Source organism: Streptantibioticus silvisoli (assembly GCF_027947535.2).
GTDB classification, from domain to species: Bacteria; Actinomycetota; Actinomycetes; order Streptomycetales; family Streptomycetaceae; genus Streptantibioticus_C; species Streptantibioticus_C silvisoli.
Genome location: NZ_JAAGKO020000002.1, coordinates 1 through 18,447 on the forward strand (window position 1 = coordinate 1; position 18,447 = coordinate 18,447).

The window sequence follows — 18,447 nt, forward strand, 5'->3', positions numbered from 1 at the left end:
CCCCCGCCATCCGCCCTGCGCCGGGGTACCCCGGACACGCCCCCGCCATCACCCCCCGGGCACGACCCCGCCCCCCGCCCGGCCGTGGGACTATGGAGGGCAACGTAGCGACCGAGACCGAACGCCCGAGTCGAACCGAGTCGGAAAACCGAGTCGAGAACCCGAGTCGAGAATCAGGACCCCGCGTGCCCGCGACCCCATCCCATGTGCCGCAGCCCAGCCGTACCGACCCGGCGCTGATCCGTAACTTCTGCATCATCGCGCACATCGACCACGGCAAGTCGACACTCGCCGACCGGATGCTCCAGCTGACCGGGGTGGTCGACCAGCGGCAGATGCGCGCCCAGTACCTCGACCGGATGGACATCGAGCGCGAGCGCGGTATCACCATCAAGTCCCAGGCGGTGCGGCTGCCGTGGGCGCCGACCGACGGTGACGGGCCGGGCACGACCCACGTGCTCAACATGATCGACACGCCCGGCCACGTCGACTTCACCTACGAGGTCTCCCGGTCGCTCGCCGCCTGCGAGGGCACCGTCCTGCTGGTGGACGCCGCCCAGGGCATCGAGGCGCAGACCCTCGCCAACCTCTACCTGGCGCTGGAGAACGACCTCACGATCATCCCGGTGCTCAACAAGATCGACCTGCCGGCCGCCCAGCCGGAGAAGTACGCGGCCGAACTCGCGCACATCATCGGCTGCGACGCCTCCGACGTGCTCAAGGTCAGCGCGAAGACCGGCGTCGGCGTGCCGGAGCTGCTGAACGAGGTCGTGCGGCAGGTCCCGCCGCCGGTCGGCGACGCCGACGCGCCCGCCCGCGCGATGATCTTCGACTCGGTCTACGACTCGTACCGCGGTGTCGTCACCTACGTGAAGGTCGTCGACGGGCACCTGTCGAAGCGCGAGCGCATCCAGATGATGTCCACCGGCGCCGCCCACGAGCTGCTGGAGATCGGCGTCTCCTCACCGGAGATGACCGTCTCCGACGGCCTGGGCGTCGGCGAGGTGGGTTATCTGATCACCGGCGTCAAGGACGTGCGGCAGTCCAAGGTCGGCGACACCGTCACCCGGCTCCACAAGGGCGCCACCGATCCGCTGAGCGGCTACAAGGAGCCGCTGCCCATGGTGTTCTCCGGGCTGTACCCGCTGGACGGCTCGGACTACCCGGAGCTGCGCGAGGCGCTGGACAAGCTCCAGCTCAACGACGCCGCGCTGGTCTACGAGCCGGAGACGTCCGCCGCGCTCGGCTTCGGCTTCCGCGTCGGCTTCCTCGGCCTGCTGCACCTGGACGTGGTCCGCGAGCGCCTGGAGCGGGAGTTCGGCCTCGACCTGATCGCCACCGCGCCCAACGTGGTCTACCGGGTGATCATGGAGGACGGCAGCGAGCACGTCGTCACCAACCCCAGCGAGTTCCCCACCGGCAAGATCTCCGAGGTCTACGAGCCGATGGTGCGTTCCACCGTGCTGGCTCCCAGCGAGTTCGTCGGCGCGATCATGGAGCTGTGCCAGAACCGGCGCGGCACCCTGCTCGGCATGGACTACCTGTCCGAGGACCGGGTCGAACTGCGCTACACCCTGCCGCTCGCCGAGATCGTCTTCGACTTCTTCGACCAGCTGAAGTCCAAGACCCGCGGCTACGCCTCGCTGGACTACGAGCCCACCGGCGAGCAGACCAGCGAGCTGGTCAAGGTCGACATCCTGCTGCACGGCGACAAGGTCGACGCGTTCTCCGCGATCCTGCACAAGGACAAGGCGTACGCGTACGGCGTCCGGATGGCCGGGAAGCTGCGCGAACTCATCCCGCGCCAGCAGTTCGAGGTGCCCATCCAGGCCGCCATCGGCAGCCGCGTCATCGCCCGCGAGACGGTCCGCGCCATCCGCAAGGACGTGCTGGCCAAGTGCTACGGCGGCGACATCTCCCGCAAGCGCAAGCTGCTGGAGAAGCAGAAGGAGGGCAAGAAGCGCATGAAGATGGTGGGCAACGTCGAGGTCCCCCAGGAGGCGTTCATCGCCGCGCTGTCCACCGACGACTCCGACGCCAAGGCCAAGAAGTAGGCCCGGTGGCAGGGCCGGCCGCAGGCCGGTAGCACCTGGGAAGCAGGACGGGAAGCGGGACGGGCCGGGGCCGGCGGGCAGCACGCGAGCGGGGGCGCCGGTCCCGGTGAGCGGGCGGTCGGCGCCGGGACGCGGGGTGAACGGCGGCCGGGTGGTCCGCTCCACTGCGTAACGGCCGGGGGCCGCGGCCGTTACGCACGGTGGCAGCGGCGCGAGGGCGCGGCGCCAGGAAGGGATTCCACCGTGACCGACATCTCCACCGCCGGACGGGCTCTGCTCGCCGCGGCCGGTTCCGCGCTCCTGCTGGGCGCGGCCGGCGCTCCGGCGCTCGCCGACGATTTCGACGGCCGCCACCTCAGCGTCAACCAGGGCGCCGAGTGCGCGGTCCGCGACGTGGGCCTGACGGGTGAACACGTGCTGGCCACCGGTGCGCTGCCCAAGGCGTTCAACGGGGTGCACGCCGGCCCCGGCAGCGACGGCGTCCGCGCGCTGTGCCACGCGGTGGACCCGGACGCCGCACCGCGGCCCGCCCACGCCGAACGCCCGGCGGCGAAGGCCCCGGCGGCGAAGGCCCCGGCCCGCCACGCCGCCCAGCCCGCCGCCGCCCACACCGCTGAGCACGCCACCGGTCATACCGCCGCCCACGCCCCCGGGCACGCCGCCAAGCACACCGCCGCCCACGCCACGGGCCGTACCGCCGAGCACGCCACCGGTCACACCGCCGCGCATGCCAGCGGTCATACCGCTGAACACGCCGCCCGGCCCGCCGGTCGGCACGCCCGGCCGCGGCAGGCGGGCCCCGCGCGGCCGGCGCACGTCGTTCAGGGCGCGCGGCAGGCTCCGCCGAAGCCCGCGGGGCTGCTGGGTGGCGGGGCGCTCGGCCAGGTCAGCGGGCTGCTGGGTGGACTTCCGGCCGGCGGGGGGCGGGTGCCGCTCGGTGGCTGACGGGCGGTGCCGGACGCCGGGGCGGGAGCGGCGCCGTCCCGGGCCGCCGCGCCGGGCCGCGCCGCCGCCGGCGGTCCGCCGCGGGGCGGGCGATGACCGGAACCAACCGTCCACAGGCCCTTACATGCCGCGAGGAGGGCGTCTAACCTGGTGCTCTGTTCAAGGTTACTCGTGAGTCACTAAGCAGCGACGCGATGATGCGGGCCCCGTGGCCCCGGAGGTTTTCGTGACCGACACACAACCACTGATCGAGAACCGGCCGCCCTCCGTGGCCAACCTGTTCCTGGAACGGGTCGAGGCCACGCCGGACGCCGAGGCGTACCGCTACCCGGTACCCGACCCGGCCGGCGGACCCGATCAGTGGCGGTCGTTGACCTGGGGCGACGCGTCCCGCCGGGTGTCGGCCATCGCGGCCGGCCTGATGGACCTGGGCGTGCGGCCCGAGGAGCGGGTGGCCATCGCCGCCAACACCCGCGTGGAATGGATCCTGGCCGACCTCGGGGTCTCCTGCGCGGGCGCCGCGACCACCACGATCTACCCGAGCACCAACGCCGAGGAGTCCGCGTTCATCCTCGCCGACTCCGGCAGCACGGTGCTGATCGCCGAGAACGCCGCCCAGCTCGCCAAGGCCGTGGAGCGCCGCGCCGAACTCCCGGCGCTGAAGTACGTCGTGGTGATCGACGCGGCCACCGGCGCGGACGGCACCGGGTCCGACGACTGGGTGATCAGCCTGGCGGAGCTGGAGCGGCGCGGCGCGGCGTACCTGGAGCAGCACCCGCAGAGCGTCAAGGACACGGTCGCCGGGATCACCCCCGACCAGCTGGCGACGCTGATCTACACCTCCGGCACCACCGGCCGCCCCAAGGGGGTGCGGCTGGCGCACGACGCGTGGGCGTACATGGCCAAGGCCATCAGTGCGACCGGCCTGGTCACCACCGAGGACCTCCAGTACTTGTGGCTGCCGCTGGCCCACGTCTTCGGCAAGGTGCTCACCGCCGGGCACATCGAGGTCGGCCACGTCCTCGCGGTCGACGGCCGGGTCGACAAGATCATCGAGAACCTGCCGGTCGTGCAGCCCACCTACATGGCCGCGGTGCCGCGCATCTTCGAGAAGGTCTACAACGGCGTCGCGGCCAAGGCCCGCGAGGGCGGGCCGGCCAAGTACAAGATCTTCCTGTGGGCCGCCGGGATCGCCCGCGACTATGCCAAGGTCTCCCAGGAGAACCGCCGGGCCAGCGGCAGCGCGGCGGTGCCGATGGGCCTGCGGGCCCAGCACGCGATCGCCGACCGGCTGGTGTTCGCCAAGCTGCGGGAGGCGTTCGGCGGCCGGCTGCGGGCGTGCGTGTCGGGTTCGGCCGCGCTCGCCCCGGAGATCGGCTACTTCTTCTCCGGTGCCGGCATCCACATCCTGGAGGGCTACGGCCTCACCGAGTCCAGCGCCGCCAGCTTCGTCAACCCCGGCGAGGCGTACCGCACCGGCACGGTCGGCAAGCCGCTGCCCGGCACCGAGGTGCGGATCGCGGAGGACGGCGAGATCCTGCTGCGCGGCCCCGGCATCATGCAGGGCTACCACGGCCTGCCGGAGAAGACGACGGAGGTGCTGGAGGCGGACGGCTGGTTCCACACCGGCGACATCGGCGAACTGTCCGACGACGGCTTCCTGCGGATCACCGACCGCAAGAAGGACCTGATCAAGACCTCCGGCGGCAAGTACATCTCGCCGGCCGAGGTCGAGGGCCAGTTCAAGGCCACCTGCCCGTTCGTCAGCAACGTGCTGGTGATCGGCGCCAACCGCAACTACTGCACGGCGCTGATCTCGCTGGACGAGCCGACCATCCTGACCTGGGCCGCGGAGCACGGGCTGGGGGACCAGCCCTACGACCGTATTGTCGCCGACCAGCGCACCACGACCCTCATCGAGGAGTACGTGCGCCGGGTCAACGAGGGCCTCCAGCGCTGGCAGACGATCAAGAAGTTCCGGCTCCTGCCGCGCGACCTCACCGTCGAGGACGGCGACCTCACACCCAGCCTGAAGCTCAAGCGCCCGGTGGTGGAGAAGGAGTTCAAGAGCCTCATCGACGACATGTACGCGGGCTCGCGCGAGGCCTGACCCCGGACGGCGGCGGGGCCGTTTGCCGTACGGCGGCGGGGCCTCCCTCATGCGGCGGCGGGGCCTCCCTCTCGCGGCGGCGGGGCTTTCGGGCGCACCGCACGAGAACCCCGCCGCCGGGCCCGGGCCGGGCTTCGCCGCGGATGCCGGACAATGGCGTCATGCCTTCCGTACTGCCCGACGGCGAGCCGGTGCCCGACGACGGGGCGCTGCCCGGTCACGCCCTCGCCGGGGCGGCCGGCCGCCCGCTCGGCTTCTACCTGCACGTGCCGTACTGCGCGACCCGCTGCGGCTACTGCGACTTCAACACCTACACCGCCTCCGAGCTGCGCGGTTCCGGTGGCGTGCTCGCCTCCCGGGACAACTACGCCGACACCCTCGCGCAGGAGATCCGGCTCGCCCGCAAGGCGCTGGGCGACGATCCGCGTCCGGTGGAGACCGTCTTCGTCGGCGGCGGCACGCCGACCCTGCTGGCGGCGGCCGACCTGACCCGGGTGCTCGGCGTGATCCGCGCGGAGTTCGGGCTCGCCCCGGACGCGGAGGTCACCACCGAGGCGAACCCGGAGACCGTCGACCCGCGCTACCTGGCCGACCTACGGGCCGGCGGCTTCAACCGGGTCTCGTTCGGCATGCAGAGCGCCCGGCCGCACGTGCTGCGCGTCCTGGACCGCACCCACACCCCCGGCCGGCCGCAGGCGTGCGTGGCCGAGGCGCACGCCGCCGGGTTCGAGCACGTCAATCTCGACCTGATCTACGGCACCCCCGGCGAGTCCGACGACGACTGGCGGGCCTCGCTGGAGGCGGCCGTCGGCGCGGGGCCCGACCACGTGTCCGCGTACGCGCTCATCGTCGAGGAGGGCACCCAGCTGGCCCGGCGCGTGCGGCGCGGCGAGATCCCGCCCACCGACGACGACGTGCACGCCGACCGCTACCTGCTGGCGGAGCAGGCGCTGACGGCGGCCGGGTACGGCTGGTACGAGGTGTCGAACTGGGCCACCGCACCGGCCGCGCGCTGCCGGCACAACGAGCTGTACTGGCGCGGCGCCGACTGGTGGGGTGCCGGGCCCGGCGCGCACAGCCACGTCGGCGGCGTGCGGTGGTGGAACGTCAAGCACCCGGGCGCCTACGCGCAGGCCCTCGCCGAGTCCCGTTCGCCCGGCGCCGGCCGCGAACTGCTCACCGACGAGGACCGCCGGGTCGAACGCGTGCTGCTCGAACTGCGCCTGTCCGACGGCCTGCCCCTCGACCTCCTGCGGCCGCCCGGCGCCCGTGCCGCGGCCCGCGCCGCCGCCGACGGCCTCCTCGACCCGGCCGCCCACGCCGCCGGCCGCGCGGTCCTGACCCTCCGCGGCCGCCTGCTCGCCGACGCGGTCGTCAGGGACCTGGTGGACTGATCACCTGATGGGGTGATTCCGCCCGCGAAGGCGAAGCGCTGGCCCGCGGGTCACCGTAAGCTGCTGGAGATCGACACGGTCCGCCCGCCGCCCCGCCACGAGCCACCCGTGCCGTGCCGTGCCTGCGCGAGCCCGTCCCCGCACCGGCGCGAGCCCGTACCGCCCCGGCGCCAGCCCCCGCATCGCCCCAGCGCGAGCCGTCCCGCCCCGGCGCGAGCCGCCCCCGTCCCCGCAGTCGTGGTCAGCCCTCCTCCGGGGCCGTCACGAAGTCGATCAAGTGCTCGACGGAGCCCAGCAGTTGGGGTTCCAGGTCGCGGTAGGAGCGGACGCACGACAGGATGCGCTGCCAGGCGGCGCCGGTGTTGGCGGGCCAGCCCAGCGCCTGGCAGACGCCGGTCTTCCAGTCCTGGCCGCGCGGGACGGCCGGCCAGCCGGGGATGCCGGCCGACGACGGCTTGACCGCCTGCCAGATGTCGATGAAGGGGTGGCCGACCACCAGCACGTGGTCGCCGGTGACGCGGGCCGCGATCCGGGACTCCTTGGAGCCGGGCACCAGGTGGTCGACGAGCACCCCCAGGCGGGCGTCCGGGCCGGGCACGAAGCCGTCCACCACCGCCGGCAGGTCGTCGACGCCCTCCAGGTACTCCACGACGACGCCCTCGACGCGCAGGTCGTCGCCCCACACGCGTTCCACCAGCTCCGCGTCGTGCCGCCCCTCGACGTAGATCCGCCCGGCCCGCGCCACCCGGGCCCGGGCGCCGGGCACCGCCAGCGAGCCGGAGGCGGTCAGCCGGGGCGCGGCCGGACCGGACGCGGCGGCCGGCCGGACCAGGGTGACGACCTTGCCGTCGAGCAGGAAGCCGCGCGGGTCCATCGGGAAGACCCGCCGCTTGCCGAACCGGTCCTCCAGCGTGACGGTGAGGCCCTGCGCCGACTTCTCGCAGCCCAGCACCGCGCCGCAGAAGCCGGTGGTGACCTCCTCGACCACCAGGTCGCGGTCGGCGGCCACCTCGGGGGCGGGCGCCGACTTCTTCCACGGCGGCGTCAGATCGGGGTCGTAACTCCTGCTGCGCATGCGCGAGATGGTAGCCGCCGCCGGTCCGTCAGGCCCGGGCGGCGCGGGCCGCCAGCGCGTCGCGCTGCGCGCGCACGAAGCCGGCGTCGACCACCGCGCCGTGGCCGGGCACGTACCGGGCGCGCTCGCCGCCCAGCGCCAGCAGCCGGTCCAGCGCGGCCGGCCAGGCCGCCGGCACCGCGTCCGGGCCGGCCTGCGGGTCGCCGGACTCCTCGACCAGGTCGCCGCAGAAGACGACCGGCGGCGAACCGGGCACCAGCACCGCCAGATCGTGCCCGGTGTGCCCGGGGCCGGCCGTGAGCAGCGTCACGGCACGCCCGCCGAGGTCCAGCTCGCGGCGGCCGTCGACCGGCTCGTCCGGTACCGCCAGCGCGGCGACCGCCCGCGCCGCCCCGGCCGGGTCCACGCCGTGCCGGACGGCGTCGGCCCGCAGCGCGTCGCGGTCGTGCTCGCGGGCCAGCAGTTCGGCCAGCCCGGCGGCCGCATACACCCGTGGCGAGCCGCCGAACGCGGCGGTGCCCAGGACGTGGTCGAAGTGGCCGTGGGTGAGCACCACGTCGGTGACCCGCAGGCCGGTCAGGTCGCGCAGGCCGGCGGCGATCGCGGCGCCCTCACCCAGCGTGGAACCGCTGTCGACCACCAGCAGGCGCCCGGCGCCGGCGACCGCGCCGACGGTCACGTCCAGGAACGGCAGCCTGCGGCGCGCCACGCCGGGCGCGAGATGTTCCCAGCCGTCCCGCTCGGCGGACTCCTGGTGGTTTCCCATGGGCCGACGCTACCCCGGGGTCCTGTGGCGGTGGGCGCGGTACGGTGGCACGCGCGGCGGGCACCCGCCGGCGGCGGCGTATGCGCTCCGGCTCTTGCCCTGCCCCGGCTACCGGGCCGTACACTTGACGAGATCTGGCACTCGCGACGTTTGAGTGCCAGCGCCCGGACGGTCGGCCCCCCCGGGGCCGGACGCACGAGAAGACGGTGGGAGGTGCACGCGCGAATGCTCAGCGAACGCAGGTTGGAAGTGCTGCGCGCCATCGTCCAGGACTATGTCGGCACCGAGGAGCCGGTCGGCTCCAAGGCGCTGACCGAGCGGCACCGGCTCGGTGTCTCGCCGGCCACGGTCCGTAACGACATGGCGGTGCTGGAGGACGAGGGCTTCATCCACCAGCCGCACACCAGCGCGGGCCGTATCCCGACCGACAAGGGCTACCGGCTGTTCGTCGACCGGCTGGCCGGCGTCAAGCCGCTGACCGTCGCGGAGCGGCGCGCCATCCAGAACTTCCTGGACTGCGCGGTCGACCTCGACGACGTGGTGGCCCGCACGGTGCGGCTGCTGGCGCAGCTGACCCGGCAGGTCGCGGTGGTGCAGTACCCGTCGCTGACGCGTTCGACGGTGCGGCACGTGGAGTTGCTGTCGCTGGCCCCGGCGCGGGTGATGCTGGTGCTGATCACCGACACCGGCCGGGTCGAGCAGCGCCTGGTGGACTGCCCGGCGCCGGTCGGCGAGACGTTGCTGGCGGACCTGCGGGCCCGGCTCAACAGCCGGGTGGTGGGCCGCCGGTTCTCCGACGTGCCGCCGCTGGTGCAGGACCTGCCGGACTCCTTCGAGCACGAGGACCGCCCGTCGGTCGCCGTGATGCTCTCCACGTTGCTGGAGACGCTGGTGGAGGAGACCGAGGAACGCATCATGCTGGGCGGCACCGCGAACCTCACCCGGTTCAACCACGACTTCCCGTTGACCATCCGTCCGGTACTGGAGGCGTTGGAGGAGCAGGTCGTCCTGCTCAAACTGCTCGGCGAGGTCAAGGACGCCGGTGTGACGGTCAGAATCGGTCATGAGAACGCCCACGAGGGTCTCAACTCCACGTCGGTCGTGGCGGTGGGTTACGGTTCTGGCGACGAGGCGGTGGCCCGGCTCGGCGTGGTCGGACCGACCCGCATGGACTACCCGGGAACGATGGGAGCGGTACGCGCAGTGGCGAGGTACGTCGGACAGATCCTGGCGGAGTCGTAAGTGGCCACGGACTATTACGCGGTCCTGGGAGTACGGCGCGACGCCGGCCAGGACGAGATCAAGAAGGCGTTCCGCCGACTCGCTCGCGAGCTGCACCCGGACGTCAACCCCGATCCGAAGACCCAGGAGCGGTTCAAGGAGATCAACGCCGCCTACGAGGTGTTGTCGGACCCGCAGAAGAAGCAGGTCTACGACCTCGGCGGCGATCCGCTCTCGGCGAACGGCGGCGGTGGCGCGGGCGGCTTCGGCAACGCCGGATTCGGCAATTTCAGCGACATCATGGACGCGTTCTTCGGCCAGTCGCAGCAGCGCGGGCCCAGGTCGCGCACCCGCCGCGGCCAGGACGCGATGATCCGGCTGGAGATCGACCTGGACGAGGCCGCGTTCGGCACGACCAAGGACATCCAGGTCGACACCGCGGTCACCTGCGGCAGTTGCAGCGGTGAGGGCGCGGCGCCCGGCACCTCGGCGCAGACCTGCGACATGTGCCGCGGTCGCGGTGAGGTCTCGCAGGTCACCCGGTCCTTCCTGGGCCAGGTCATGACCTCGCGGCCCTGCCCGCAGTGCCAGGGGTTCGGCACGGTCGTGCCCACCCCGTGCCCGGAGTGCGCCGGTGACGGGCGGGTGCGTTCGCGCCGCACGCTGACGGTGAAGATCCCGGCCGGTGTGGACAACGGCACCCGCATCCAGCTGGCCGGCGAGGGCGAGGTCGGCCCCGGCGGCGGTCCGGCCGGCGACCTGTACGTGGAGATCCGGGAGACCTCGCACGCGGTCTTCCAGCGCCGCGGTGACGACCTGCACTGCACGGTCACCATCCCGATGACCGCCGCGGCGCTGGGCACCCAGGTGCCGCTGGAGACGCTGGACGGCCTGGACGAGGTGGACATCCGCCCCGGCACCCAGTCCGGCCAGTCGATCCCGCTGCACCAGCGCGGCATCACGCACCTGCGCGGCGGCGGCCGGGGCGACCTGATCGTGCACGTCGAGGTGCAGACGCCCGGCAAGCTCGACCCGGAGCAGGAGGACCTGCTGCGGCGGCTGGCGGTGCTGCGCGGCGAGGAGCGGCCCTCCGGCCACTTCCAGCCGGGCCAGCAGGGACTGTTCTCCCGGCTGAAGGACGCGTTCAACGGCCGTTAGGCGCAAGGACGTTGAGTGCGGCGGGCGGTGTGGCACACCGCCCGCCGCACTCTTTTCGCGTCCCGGCCCCGTGGCCGGTGCCCGGCACGGAACGTGACACCATGTGTGCATGCCAGCGCTGACCGATCTGTTCACCGTCCCCGTCGTCCAGGCCCCGATGGCGGGGGGCGCGTCGTGCCCGTCGCTGGCGGCCGAGGTGAGTGAAGCCGGGGGACTGGGCTTCCTCGCGGCCGGCTACAAGAGCGCCGCGGCCATGACCGAGGAGATCGAGCGGCTGCGGACCCTGACGTCCCGGCCGTTCGGCGTGAACCTCTTCATGCCGCAGACCGGCACGCCGGACCGCCAGGCCGTGGAGGCCTACCGGGGTCGGCTGACCGGTGAGGCCGAGTGGTACGGCGTCGAGCTCGGCGATCCCTACGGCCCGGCCGACGACGCCTTCGACGCCAAGGTCGCGGCGCTGACCGCGGACCCGGTGCCGGTCGTCAGCTTCACCTTCGGCTGCCCGGACCGCGCGGTGCTCGAGGCGTTCGGCCGCGCCGGTACGTACACCGTGGTCACCGTCACCTCGGTCGCCGAGGCGCGGGCGGCGCGCACGGCCGGCGCCGACGCGGTGTGCGTGCAGGGCCTGGAGGCCGGCGGCCACCAGGGCACCCACGTCGACGACCCGGAACGCGACGGCGCCGGCGCGGGGCTGCTGACGCTGGTCACCGCCGTACGGGAGTGCGTCGGGCTGCCGGTGGTGGCGGCGGGCGGCATCATGCGCGGCGGGCAGGTCGCGGCGGTGCTGGCGGCCGGCGCCAGCGCGGCCCAGCTGGGCACCGCGTTCCTGGTCTGTCCGGAGTCCGGCGCGAACGCGCTGCACAAGCGGGCGATGACCGATCCGGCGTTCAGCCACACGGAGTTGACCCGGGCGTTCTCCGGCCGGCCGGCCCGCGGACTGGTCAACCGGTTCCTGCGCGAGCACGGCGGGTTCGCGCCGGCCGCCTACCCGGCGCTGCACTTCCTGACGTCCGGGCTGCGCAAGGCGGCGGCCGCCAAGGGCGACCCGCAGGGCATGGCGCTGTGGGCCGGCCAGGGCCACCGGCTGGCCCGGGAGCTGCCCGCCGCCCGGCTGGTGCACACGCTGGCCGCCGAGCTGGACGCGGCCCGTTCCGGTGCGGCCGGCCGGTGACCGCGCCGGTCTTCGTCGTACCGGCCGCCGACCTGGCCGCCGACCACGTCACCGTCGCCGGAGCGGAGGGCCGGCACGCGGTGTCGGTGCGCCGGCTGCGGGTGGGCGAGGCCGTGGTGCTGACCGACGGTGCGGGCGGCGGCGCGGCCGGCACCGTCACCGCGGTCGAGGGCAAGGACCGCCTCCAGGTCGCCGTCACCGGCCGGCGCACCGAGGCCGCGCCGGTGCCGCGGCTGACCGTCGTGCAGGCGCTGCCCAAGGGCGACCGGGGCGAGCTGGCGGTGGAGACGATGACGGAGGCCGGGGTGGACGCGGTCGTGCCGTGGGCGGCCTCGCGGTGCGTCACGCAGTGGAAGGGCGAGCGGGGGGAGAAGGCGCTCGCGAAGTGGCGGGCCACCGCGCGGGAGGCCGGCAAGCAGTCGCGCCGGCTGCGGTTCCCCGACGTCACCGGCCCGATGACCACCCGGCAGGTCTGCGATCTGCTGTCCGGCGCGTCCTTCGCCGCCGTCCTGCACGAGGAGGGCGCGCTGCCGCTGGCCCGGGCGGTGCTGCCCGACCACGGTGACCTGGTGCTCGTCGTCGGCCCCGAGGGCGGCGTCGCCCCGGAGGAACTCGCCGCGTTCGCCGCCGTCGGCGCCGCCCCGCACCGGCTCGGTCCCACCGTCCTGCGCACCTCCACCGCCGGCGTGGCCGCCGCCGCCGTCCTGCTGACCCGCACCGGCCGCTGGAACTGACGGCACCGGGTCCGTGCGGACGGCGTGCGGGGGGAGGCTTTCGTGCGGAGGGTGTGCGGGGACGCGTTCGGGCGGAACGCATGAGGGGACGCGCCGTGGCCCGCCCGGCGGCCGACCCCGTCGGCGCGGTGCCGTCCGGCATGATGGAAGCACCACCGCCGTGCCGACGGGAGGAGCCCCCATGACCGAACGCAAGCCGCCCGGACTGGACTTCGAGTCCTGGGTCGACCGGCAGATCCGCGAGGCCGAGGAACGCGGCGCCTTCAAGGACCTGCCGGGCGCCGGGAAGCCGCTGGAGAGCCTGGACCGGCCCTACGACGAGACGTGGTGGCTCAAGCAGAAGATGGCCAGTGAGGGGCTGTCCTTCCTGCCGCCGGCCCTCGCGCTGCGCAAGGAGGCCGAGGACACCCTGGAACAGGCGTCCCGGGCCCCCTCCGAGGCCGCGGTCCGGCGCCTGCTGGAACCGCTGAACGACAGGATCGCCGCAGCGGTCCGCCGCCCCCCGCCCGGCCCCCCGCTCGGCCTGAGGCCGATCGACGTCGAGGACTTCCTGCGCGAGTGGCGCACCCGCCGCTCGGCCTGACGGGGGCGCCGTGCGGATGCCACGGCTCGGCGCGCGGGCTCTTCCCCCGGTGCGGTTGCCGATGGGGGTGCCCACGGGTCCGATGCCGACGGTGCGGGGTACCCCCGGGGCAGTTGCTGACGGTGCGCGGTGCCTCGTGGGTACGTTGCCGACGGTGCGGTTGCCGATGGCGGTGCCCCCGGGGCCGTTGCCGACGGTGCGGTTGCCCACGGGTCCGTCGCTGACGGTGGGGCGCCCCCGGGGCCGTCGCCGACGCCAAGGGTGCCCCGGCGAGGCACCGCGGCCCGCCGCCCGGCCCGGCTGCCGCCCGGCCGCCGCCCGGGCGCCCCCTGCGACCGCCGCGCGGGCGCCCCCGCCGGGACCGGCCTCGCCCGGGCACCCTCGTCGTGAAGCGTTCGCGTGGTTAATGTGGCGTTCGTGACGCAGCCTTCGTATCTCCGATACCCGCACCTGCACGGTGACTTGATCACCTTCACCGCCGAGGACGACGTCTGGGCGGCGTCGCTGACCGGCGCCGGGCGTGCCTGGCGGGTCAGCTCCGACAACATGCCGGTGCGCCGGCCCCGGATCTCGCCGGACGGCCGGCACATCGCGTACACCACCACGCGGGACGGCGCGCCGGAGAACGTCGTGGTCCCGGTGGACGGCGGCGCGGCGCGGCGGCTGACGCACTGGGGCGTCGGGCGCAACGCGGTCTCGACCTGGACGCCGGACGGCGACGTCGTCGTGGTCAGTTCCCGGGGCGAGGCGTCGGCGCAGCGCTCCTGGGCCTACGCGCTGCCGGTCGGCGGCGGGCCGGCCCTGCGGTTGCCGTACGGCTGGGTCGGCGACGTGGCGTACGGGCCGGGCGGCGCGGTGCTGACCTGCTCGGTGCCCGGCATCCGGGAGGCCGCCGCGTGGAAGCGCTACCGGGGCGGCGGGGCCGGCAAGCTGTGGCTGGACCCGGACGGCGGTGGCGAGTTCCACCGGGTGCTCGCCGGGCTGGACGGCAACCTGGAGTGCCCGATGTGGGTGGGGGAGCGGCTGGCGTTCCTGTCCGACCACGAGGGCACCGGAGCGCTCTACTCCTGCCTGCCCGACGGCGACGACCTGCGCCGGCACAGCGCGCTCGGCGGCTTCTACGCCCGGCACGCGGCCACCGACGGCGAACGCGTCGTCTTCACCGCGGCCGGCCGGCTGCACCTGGTCGAGTCGCTGGACGCCGGGCCGGACGCCGCCCGGGTGCTGGAGATCCGGCTGGGCGGGCAGGTCACCGACCGGCAGCCGTACCCGGTGCGCGCCGCCGCGCACTTCGGCGACGCCTCGCCGGACCACACCGGCCGCGGCAGCGCGGTGGAGGTCCGCGGCACCATCCACTGGGTCACCCACCGCGACGGCCCGGCCCGCGCGCTGGCCGTCACCCCCGGCGTCCGCACCCGGCTGCCGCGGGTCTTCCGCAAGGGCGGCACCGGCGAGACGCAGGTGGTGTGGGTCACCGACGCCGAGGGCGACGACGCCCTGGAGATCGGCGCGTCCACCGGCGTCACCGCCCCCGCCGCGCCGCGCCGGATGGCCGCCGGACAGCTGGGCCGGGTGCACGCGATGACCGTCTCGCCGGACGGCCGCCGGGTCGCGGTCGCCGCGCACGACGGACGCGTCCTGCTGGTCGACACCGACAGCGGCGAGGTGCGGACGGTGTGCGCCGACGGCGACGACGGCGACGCCTCCGGCCTGGTCTTCTCGCCCGACTCCGGCTGGCTGGCCTGGTCCCAGCCCGGCCCCGGCGGGCTGCGCAACCTGCGGATCGCCAACGTCGCCACCCTCGCGGTCGCCGACGCCACCCCGCTGCGGTTCACCGACCACTCCCCGGCGTTCACCGCCGACGGCAAGCACCTGGCGTTCCTGTCGGAACGGGCCTTCGACCCGGTCTACGACGCGCACGTGTTCGACCTGTCGTTCCCCAACGCCTGCCGCCCGCACCTGATCACGCTGGCTGCCGACACCCCCTCGCCGTTCGGGCCGCAGCGGGCCGGCCGGTCGCTGGGCCGCGGTGACGACGACGGCCACGACGGCGACAAGCAGCCGAAGGCCTCCGGCGCCGACGGCGAGGGCGACGACAAGCGCACCCCGGTCACCCGGGTCGACGTCGAGGGGCTGGCCGACCGCATCGTGCCGTTCCCGGTGGAGGCCGGGCGGTACTCCACGCTGCGTACCGCCGGCACCGGCGTGCTGTGGCTGCGCCACCCGCTGACCGGCGTGCTCGGCGACTCGCTGGCCTCACCGCAGGACCGCGCCCCGGTCTCGGTCCTCCAGCGCTACGACCTGGCCCGGCTGCGGTCGGAGGAGCTCGCCGAGGACGTGGCGGACTTCCGGGTCACCGGCGACGGCGAACGCCTGGCGCTGCTGTACGACGCGCGGCTGCGGATCGTGCCGTCCGACAGCAAGTCCTCCGACGACGACGACGGCGACGGCAGCGTCACCGTCGACCTGTCGCGGGTGCGGCTCACCGTCGATCCGGCCGCCGAATGGCGCCAGATGTACGAGGAGACCGGCCGCCTGATGCGCGACAACTTCTGGCGTGCCGACATGAACGGCGTCGACTGGGACGGTGTCCTGGACCGCTACCGCCCGGTGCTGGACGGCGTCGCCACCCACGACGACCTGGTCGACCTGCTGTGGGAGGTGCACGGCGAGCTGGGCACCTCGCACGCCTACGTCCTGCCGCCCGGTGCCTACCACGACGTCGCCCGCCGCCAGGGGCTGCTGGGCGCCGACATCGCCCGTGACCCCGACGGCCTGTGGCGGGTGGAGCGCGTGCTGCCGTCGGAGACCTCCGACCCGCACGCCCGCTCGCCGCTGGCCGCCCCCGGGGTGGCCGTGCGCTCCGGCGACGCGATCACCGCGGTCGACGGCCGCCCGGTGGAGGAGCTGACCGGGCCGGCGCCGCTGCTGGTCGGCACCGCGGGCAAGCCGGTGGAGCTGACGGTGCTGCCCTCCTCCGGCGAGCCGCGCGCCGTCGTCGTGGTGCCGCTGGCCAGCGAGGAGGCGCTGCGCTACCACGACTGGGTGGCCGGCCGCCGCGCCCACGTCCGCCAGGCCTCCGGCGGCCGGCTGGGCTACCTGCACGTGCCCGACATGATGGGCGCCGGCTGGGCGCAGCTGCACCGCGACCTGCGGGTGGAGCTGGGCCGCGAGGGCGTGGTCCTCGACGTCCGGGAGAACCGCGGCGGCCACACCTCGCAGCTGGTCGTCGAAAAGCTGGCCCGCCGCCTGATCAGCTGGGACTACCCGCGCGACGGGACCCCGACGGCCTACCCGGCGGACGCCCCGCGCGGCCCGGTCGTCGCGGTGGCCGACGAGTTCGCCGGCTCGGACGGCGACATCGTCAACGGCGCGTTCCAGGCGCTCGGCATCGGCCCGGTGGTCGGCACCCGCACCTGGGGCGGCGTCATCGGCATCGACTCGCGGTACGCGCTGGTCGACGGCACGCTGATCACCCAGCCGAAGTTCGCCACCTGGATGGAGGGTTGCGGCTGGGGCATGGAGAACCACGGCATCGACCCGGACGTCGAGGTCGTCATCACCCCGCAGGACCGGGTGCACGGCCGCGACCCGCAGCTGGACACCGCGATCCGGCTGGCCCTGGAGGCGCTGGAGGCCACCCCGGCCAGGACCCCGCCGCCGCTGCCGCCGGTCCCGGGCGGTGACCGAACGCAGGACTGACCCCGGCCGGGCGGTGCGGGACGCTGCGCTGTGCGGTGCGGGATGGCCGGCGGTGCGGTGGGTGCGGTGCGGGACGCCGTCCCACCCCCACCACCCGGCTCGGCCATCCCGGCCACACCGGTGCCGTCCGGCCGGTAGGCTGCGGCGCGTAACGACCCGGAGCTGATGAAGGAGACGTGGCCGTGGCGGGAGAACCGCAGGCGGACTGCCTGTTCTGCAAGATCGTCGCGGGGGACATCCCGGCGACCATCGTCCGTGAGTCGCCGAACACCATCTCGTTCCGCGACATCAACCCGCAGGCCCCCACCCACGTTCTGGTCATCCCGCGCGTGCACTACGCCAACGCCGCCGAACTGGCCGACAACGAGCCGCAGTTGTGCGGGGAGCTGCTGAGCGAGGCCGGCGCGGTCGCCGAGCAGGAGAAGGTGGACGTCACCGGCTACCGCATCGTGTTCAACACCGGCGCCGGCGCCGGCCAGACCGTCTTCCACACCCACGCCCACGTCCTGGGCGGCCGTGACCTGCAACGCCTCGTCTGACAGCGGCGGTTGACCGACGCCATGCGTGAACTCGTCGTGCTGGGCACCGCCAGCCAGGTGCCCACCCGGCACCGCAACCACAACGGCTACCTGCTGCGCTGGGACGGCGAAGGCATCCTGTTCGACCCCGGCGAGGGCACCCAGCGCCAGATGCTGCACGCCGGGGTCGCCGCCCACGACCTCACCCGGATCTGCGTCACGCACTTCCACGGCGACCACAGCCTGGGCCTGGCCGGCGTGGTGCAGCGGATCAACCTCGACCGCGTCCCGCACCCCGTCACCGCCCACTACCCGGCCTCCGGCGAGCACTTCTTCGACCGGCTGTGCCACGCCACCGCCTACCGCGAGACCGTCGCCCCGGTCCGGGCACCGGTGGCCGGCGACGGGGTGATCGCCGAGACCGCCGGCTTCACCCTGTCCGCCCGGCGGCTGTCGCACCCCGTCGAGGCGTTCGGCTACCGCCTGGCCGAACCGGACGGCCGCCGCATCCTGCCCGACCGGCTCGCCGCCCACGGCATCACCGGACCAGACGTCGGCCTGCTCCAGCGCGACGGCGAACTGCGCGGCGTCACCCTGGACCAGGTCAGCGTGCCGCGCCCGGGGCAGAAGTTCGCGTTCGTGATGGACACCCGGATGTGCGACGCCGTCGGTGAACTCGCCGACGGCTGCGACCTGCTGGTCATCGAGTCCACCTTCCTCGACGCCGACGAGGACCTGGCCCGCGAGCACGGCCACCTCACCGCCGCCCAGGCCGCCCGCACCGCGGCCGCCGCCGGGGTGCGGCACCTGGTGCTCACCCACTTCTCCCAGCGCTACCGCGACCCCGACGCGTTCGAGCGGGAGGCCCGCGACGCCGGGTTCCAGGGCGCGCTGACCATCGCCCGCGACCTGGACCGGGTGCCGGTCCCCAAGCGCCGCTGATCTTGCGCCGTTTCGCCCACCGGGCATCTTTCCCCTGGTGGGCGCCGTGTGCGTACAGTGCACGCGTACCCCGC

14 protein-coding genes are annotated in these 18,447 nt (G+C 74.3%); 12 read left to right on the plus strand and 2 right to left on the minus strand.

Features of this window, described 5'->3' with window-relative positions:
- Positions 1-185 precede the first annotated feature (185 nt).
- The 4 genes from lepA (at position 186) to hemW (ending at position 6,503) form a co-directional block, all read left to right on the plus strand.
- Entirely contained in the window at positions 186-2,054 is a 1,869-nt protein-coding gene (gene lepA, locus POF43_RS01555) for a translation elongation factor 4 (RefSeq protein ID WP_271313970.1), read from the plus strand.
- Positions 2,055-2,297: 243 nt separating this feature from the next.
- On the plus strand, positions 2,298-2,999 hold the full coding sequence (locus POF43_RS01560; RefSeq protein ID WP_282704360.1) for a hypothetical protein: 702 nt from the start codon (positions 2,298-2,300) through the stop codon (positions 2,997-2,999).
- A 226-nt stretch (positions 3,000-3,225) separates the two neighbouring features.
- Positions 3,226-5,109: an AMP-dependent synthetase/ligase gene (locus POF43_RS01565; protein WP_271313968.1), complete on the plus strand. Its 1,884-nt coding sequence runs from the start codon at positions 3,226-3,228 to the stop codon at positions 5,107-5,109.
- A gap of 161 nt (positions 5,110-5,270) precedes the next feature.
- Positions 5,271-6,503, plus strand: coding sequence for a radical SAM family heme chaperone HemW (gene hemW / locus POF43_RS01570; RefSeq protein WP_271325378.1), 1,233 nt, complete (start codon positions 5,271-5,273; stop codon positions 6,501-6,503).
- Between the two features lie 241 nt (positions 6,504-6,744).
- Here hemW and POF43_RS01575 read toward each other — a convergent pair whose 3' ends face one another.
- Both POF43_RS01575 and POF43_RS01580 read right to left on the minus strand, forming a co-directional pair.
- The gene (locus POF43_RS01575; RefSeq protein WP_271322905.1) at positions 6,745-7,578 is read right to left on the minus strand and encodes a DUF3097 domain-containing protein; all 834 of its coding nucleotides are present in this window, start codon (positions 7,576-7,578) and stop codon (positions 6,745-6,747) included.
- Between the two features lie 28 nt (positions 7,579-7,606).
- Entirely contained in the window at positions 7,607-8,344 is a 738-nt protein-coding gene (locus tag POF43_RS01580; RefSeq protein ID WP_271313965.1) for an MBL fold metallo-hydrolase, read from the minus strand.
- Between the two features lie 225 nt (positions 8,345-8,569).
- Between POF43_RS01580 and hrcA the strand changes: the two genes are divergently transcribed.
- The 8 genes from hrcA (at position 8,570) to POF43_RS01620 (ending at position 18,373) form a co-directional block, all read left to right on the plus strand.
- Entirely contained in the window at positions 8,570-9,586 is a 1,017-nt protein-coding gene (gene hrcA / locus POF43_RS01585) for a heat-inducible transcriptional repressor HrcA (RefSeq protein WP_271313964.1), read from the plus strand.
- Positions 9,587-10,723, plus strand: coding sequence for a molecular chaperone DnaJ (gene dnaJ / locus POF43_RS01590; RefSeq protein WP_271313963.1), 1,137 nt, complete (start codon positions 9,587-9,589; stop codon positions 10,721-10,723).
- A 109-nt stretch (positions 10,724-10,832) separates the two neighbouring features.
- Positions 10,833-11,894 (plus strand): nitronate monooxygenase, encoded by a 1,062-nt coding sequence (locus tag POF43_RS01595; protein ID WP_271322906.1) that lies wholly within the window; start codon positions 10,833-10,835, stop codon positions 11,892-11,894.
- A complete protein-coding gene (locus POF43_RS01600; RefSeq protein WP_271322907.1) occupies positions 11,891-12,628 on the plus strand; it encodes a 16S rRNA (uracil(1498)-N(3))-methyltransferase in 738 nt (245 codons plus the stop codon). Before POF43_RS01595 ends, POF43_RS01600 begins: the two co-directional genes overlap by 4 nt.
- Before the next feature lie 181 nt (positions 12,629-12,809).
- Positions 12,810-13,211, plus strand: coding sequence for a DnaJ family domain-containing protein (locus tag POF43_RS01605; RefSeq protein WP_271313960.1), 402 nt, complete (start codon positions 12,810-12,812; stop codon positions 13,209-13,211).
- Positions 13,212-13,628: 417 nt separating this feature from the next.
- Complete coding sequence (locus POF43_RS01610; protein WP_271322908.1) at positions 13,629-16,913, plus strand: S41 family peptidase; 3,285 nt, start codon at positions 13,629-13,631, stop codon at positions 16,911-16,913.
- 182 nt (positions 16,914-17,095) lie between these two features.
- Positions 17,096-17,452, plus strand: coding sequence for a histidine triad nucleotide-binding protein (locus tag POF43_RS01615; RefSeq protein WP_271316452.1), 357 nt, complete (start codon positions 17,096-17,098; stop codon positions 17,450-17,452).
- Between the two features lie 21 nt (positions 17,453-17,473).
- Positions 17,474-18,373: a ribonuclease Z gene (locus POF43_RS01620; protein ID WP_271322909.1), complete on the plus strand. Its 900-nt coding sequence runs from the start codon at positions 17,474-17,476 to the stop codon at positions 18,371-18,373.
- Positions 18,374-18,447 lie beyond the last annotated feature (74 nt).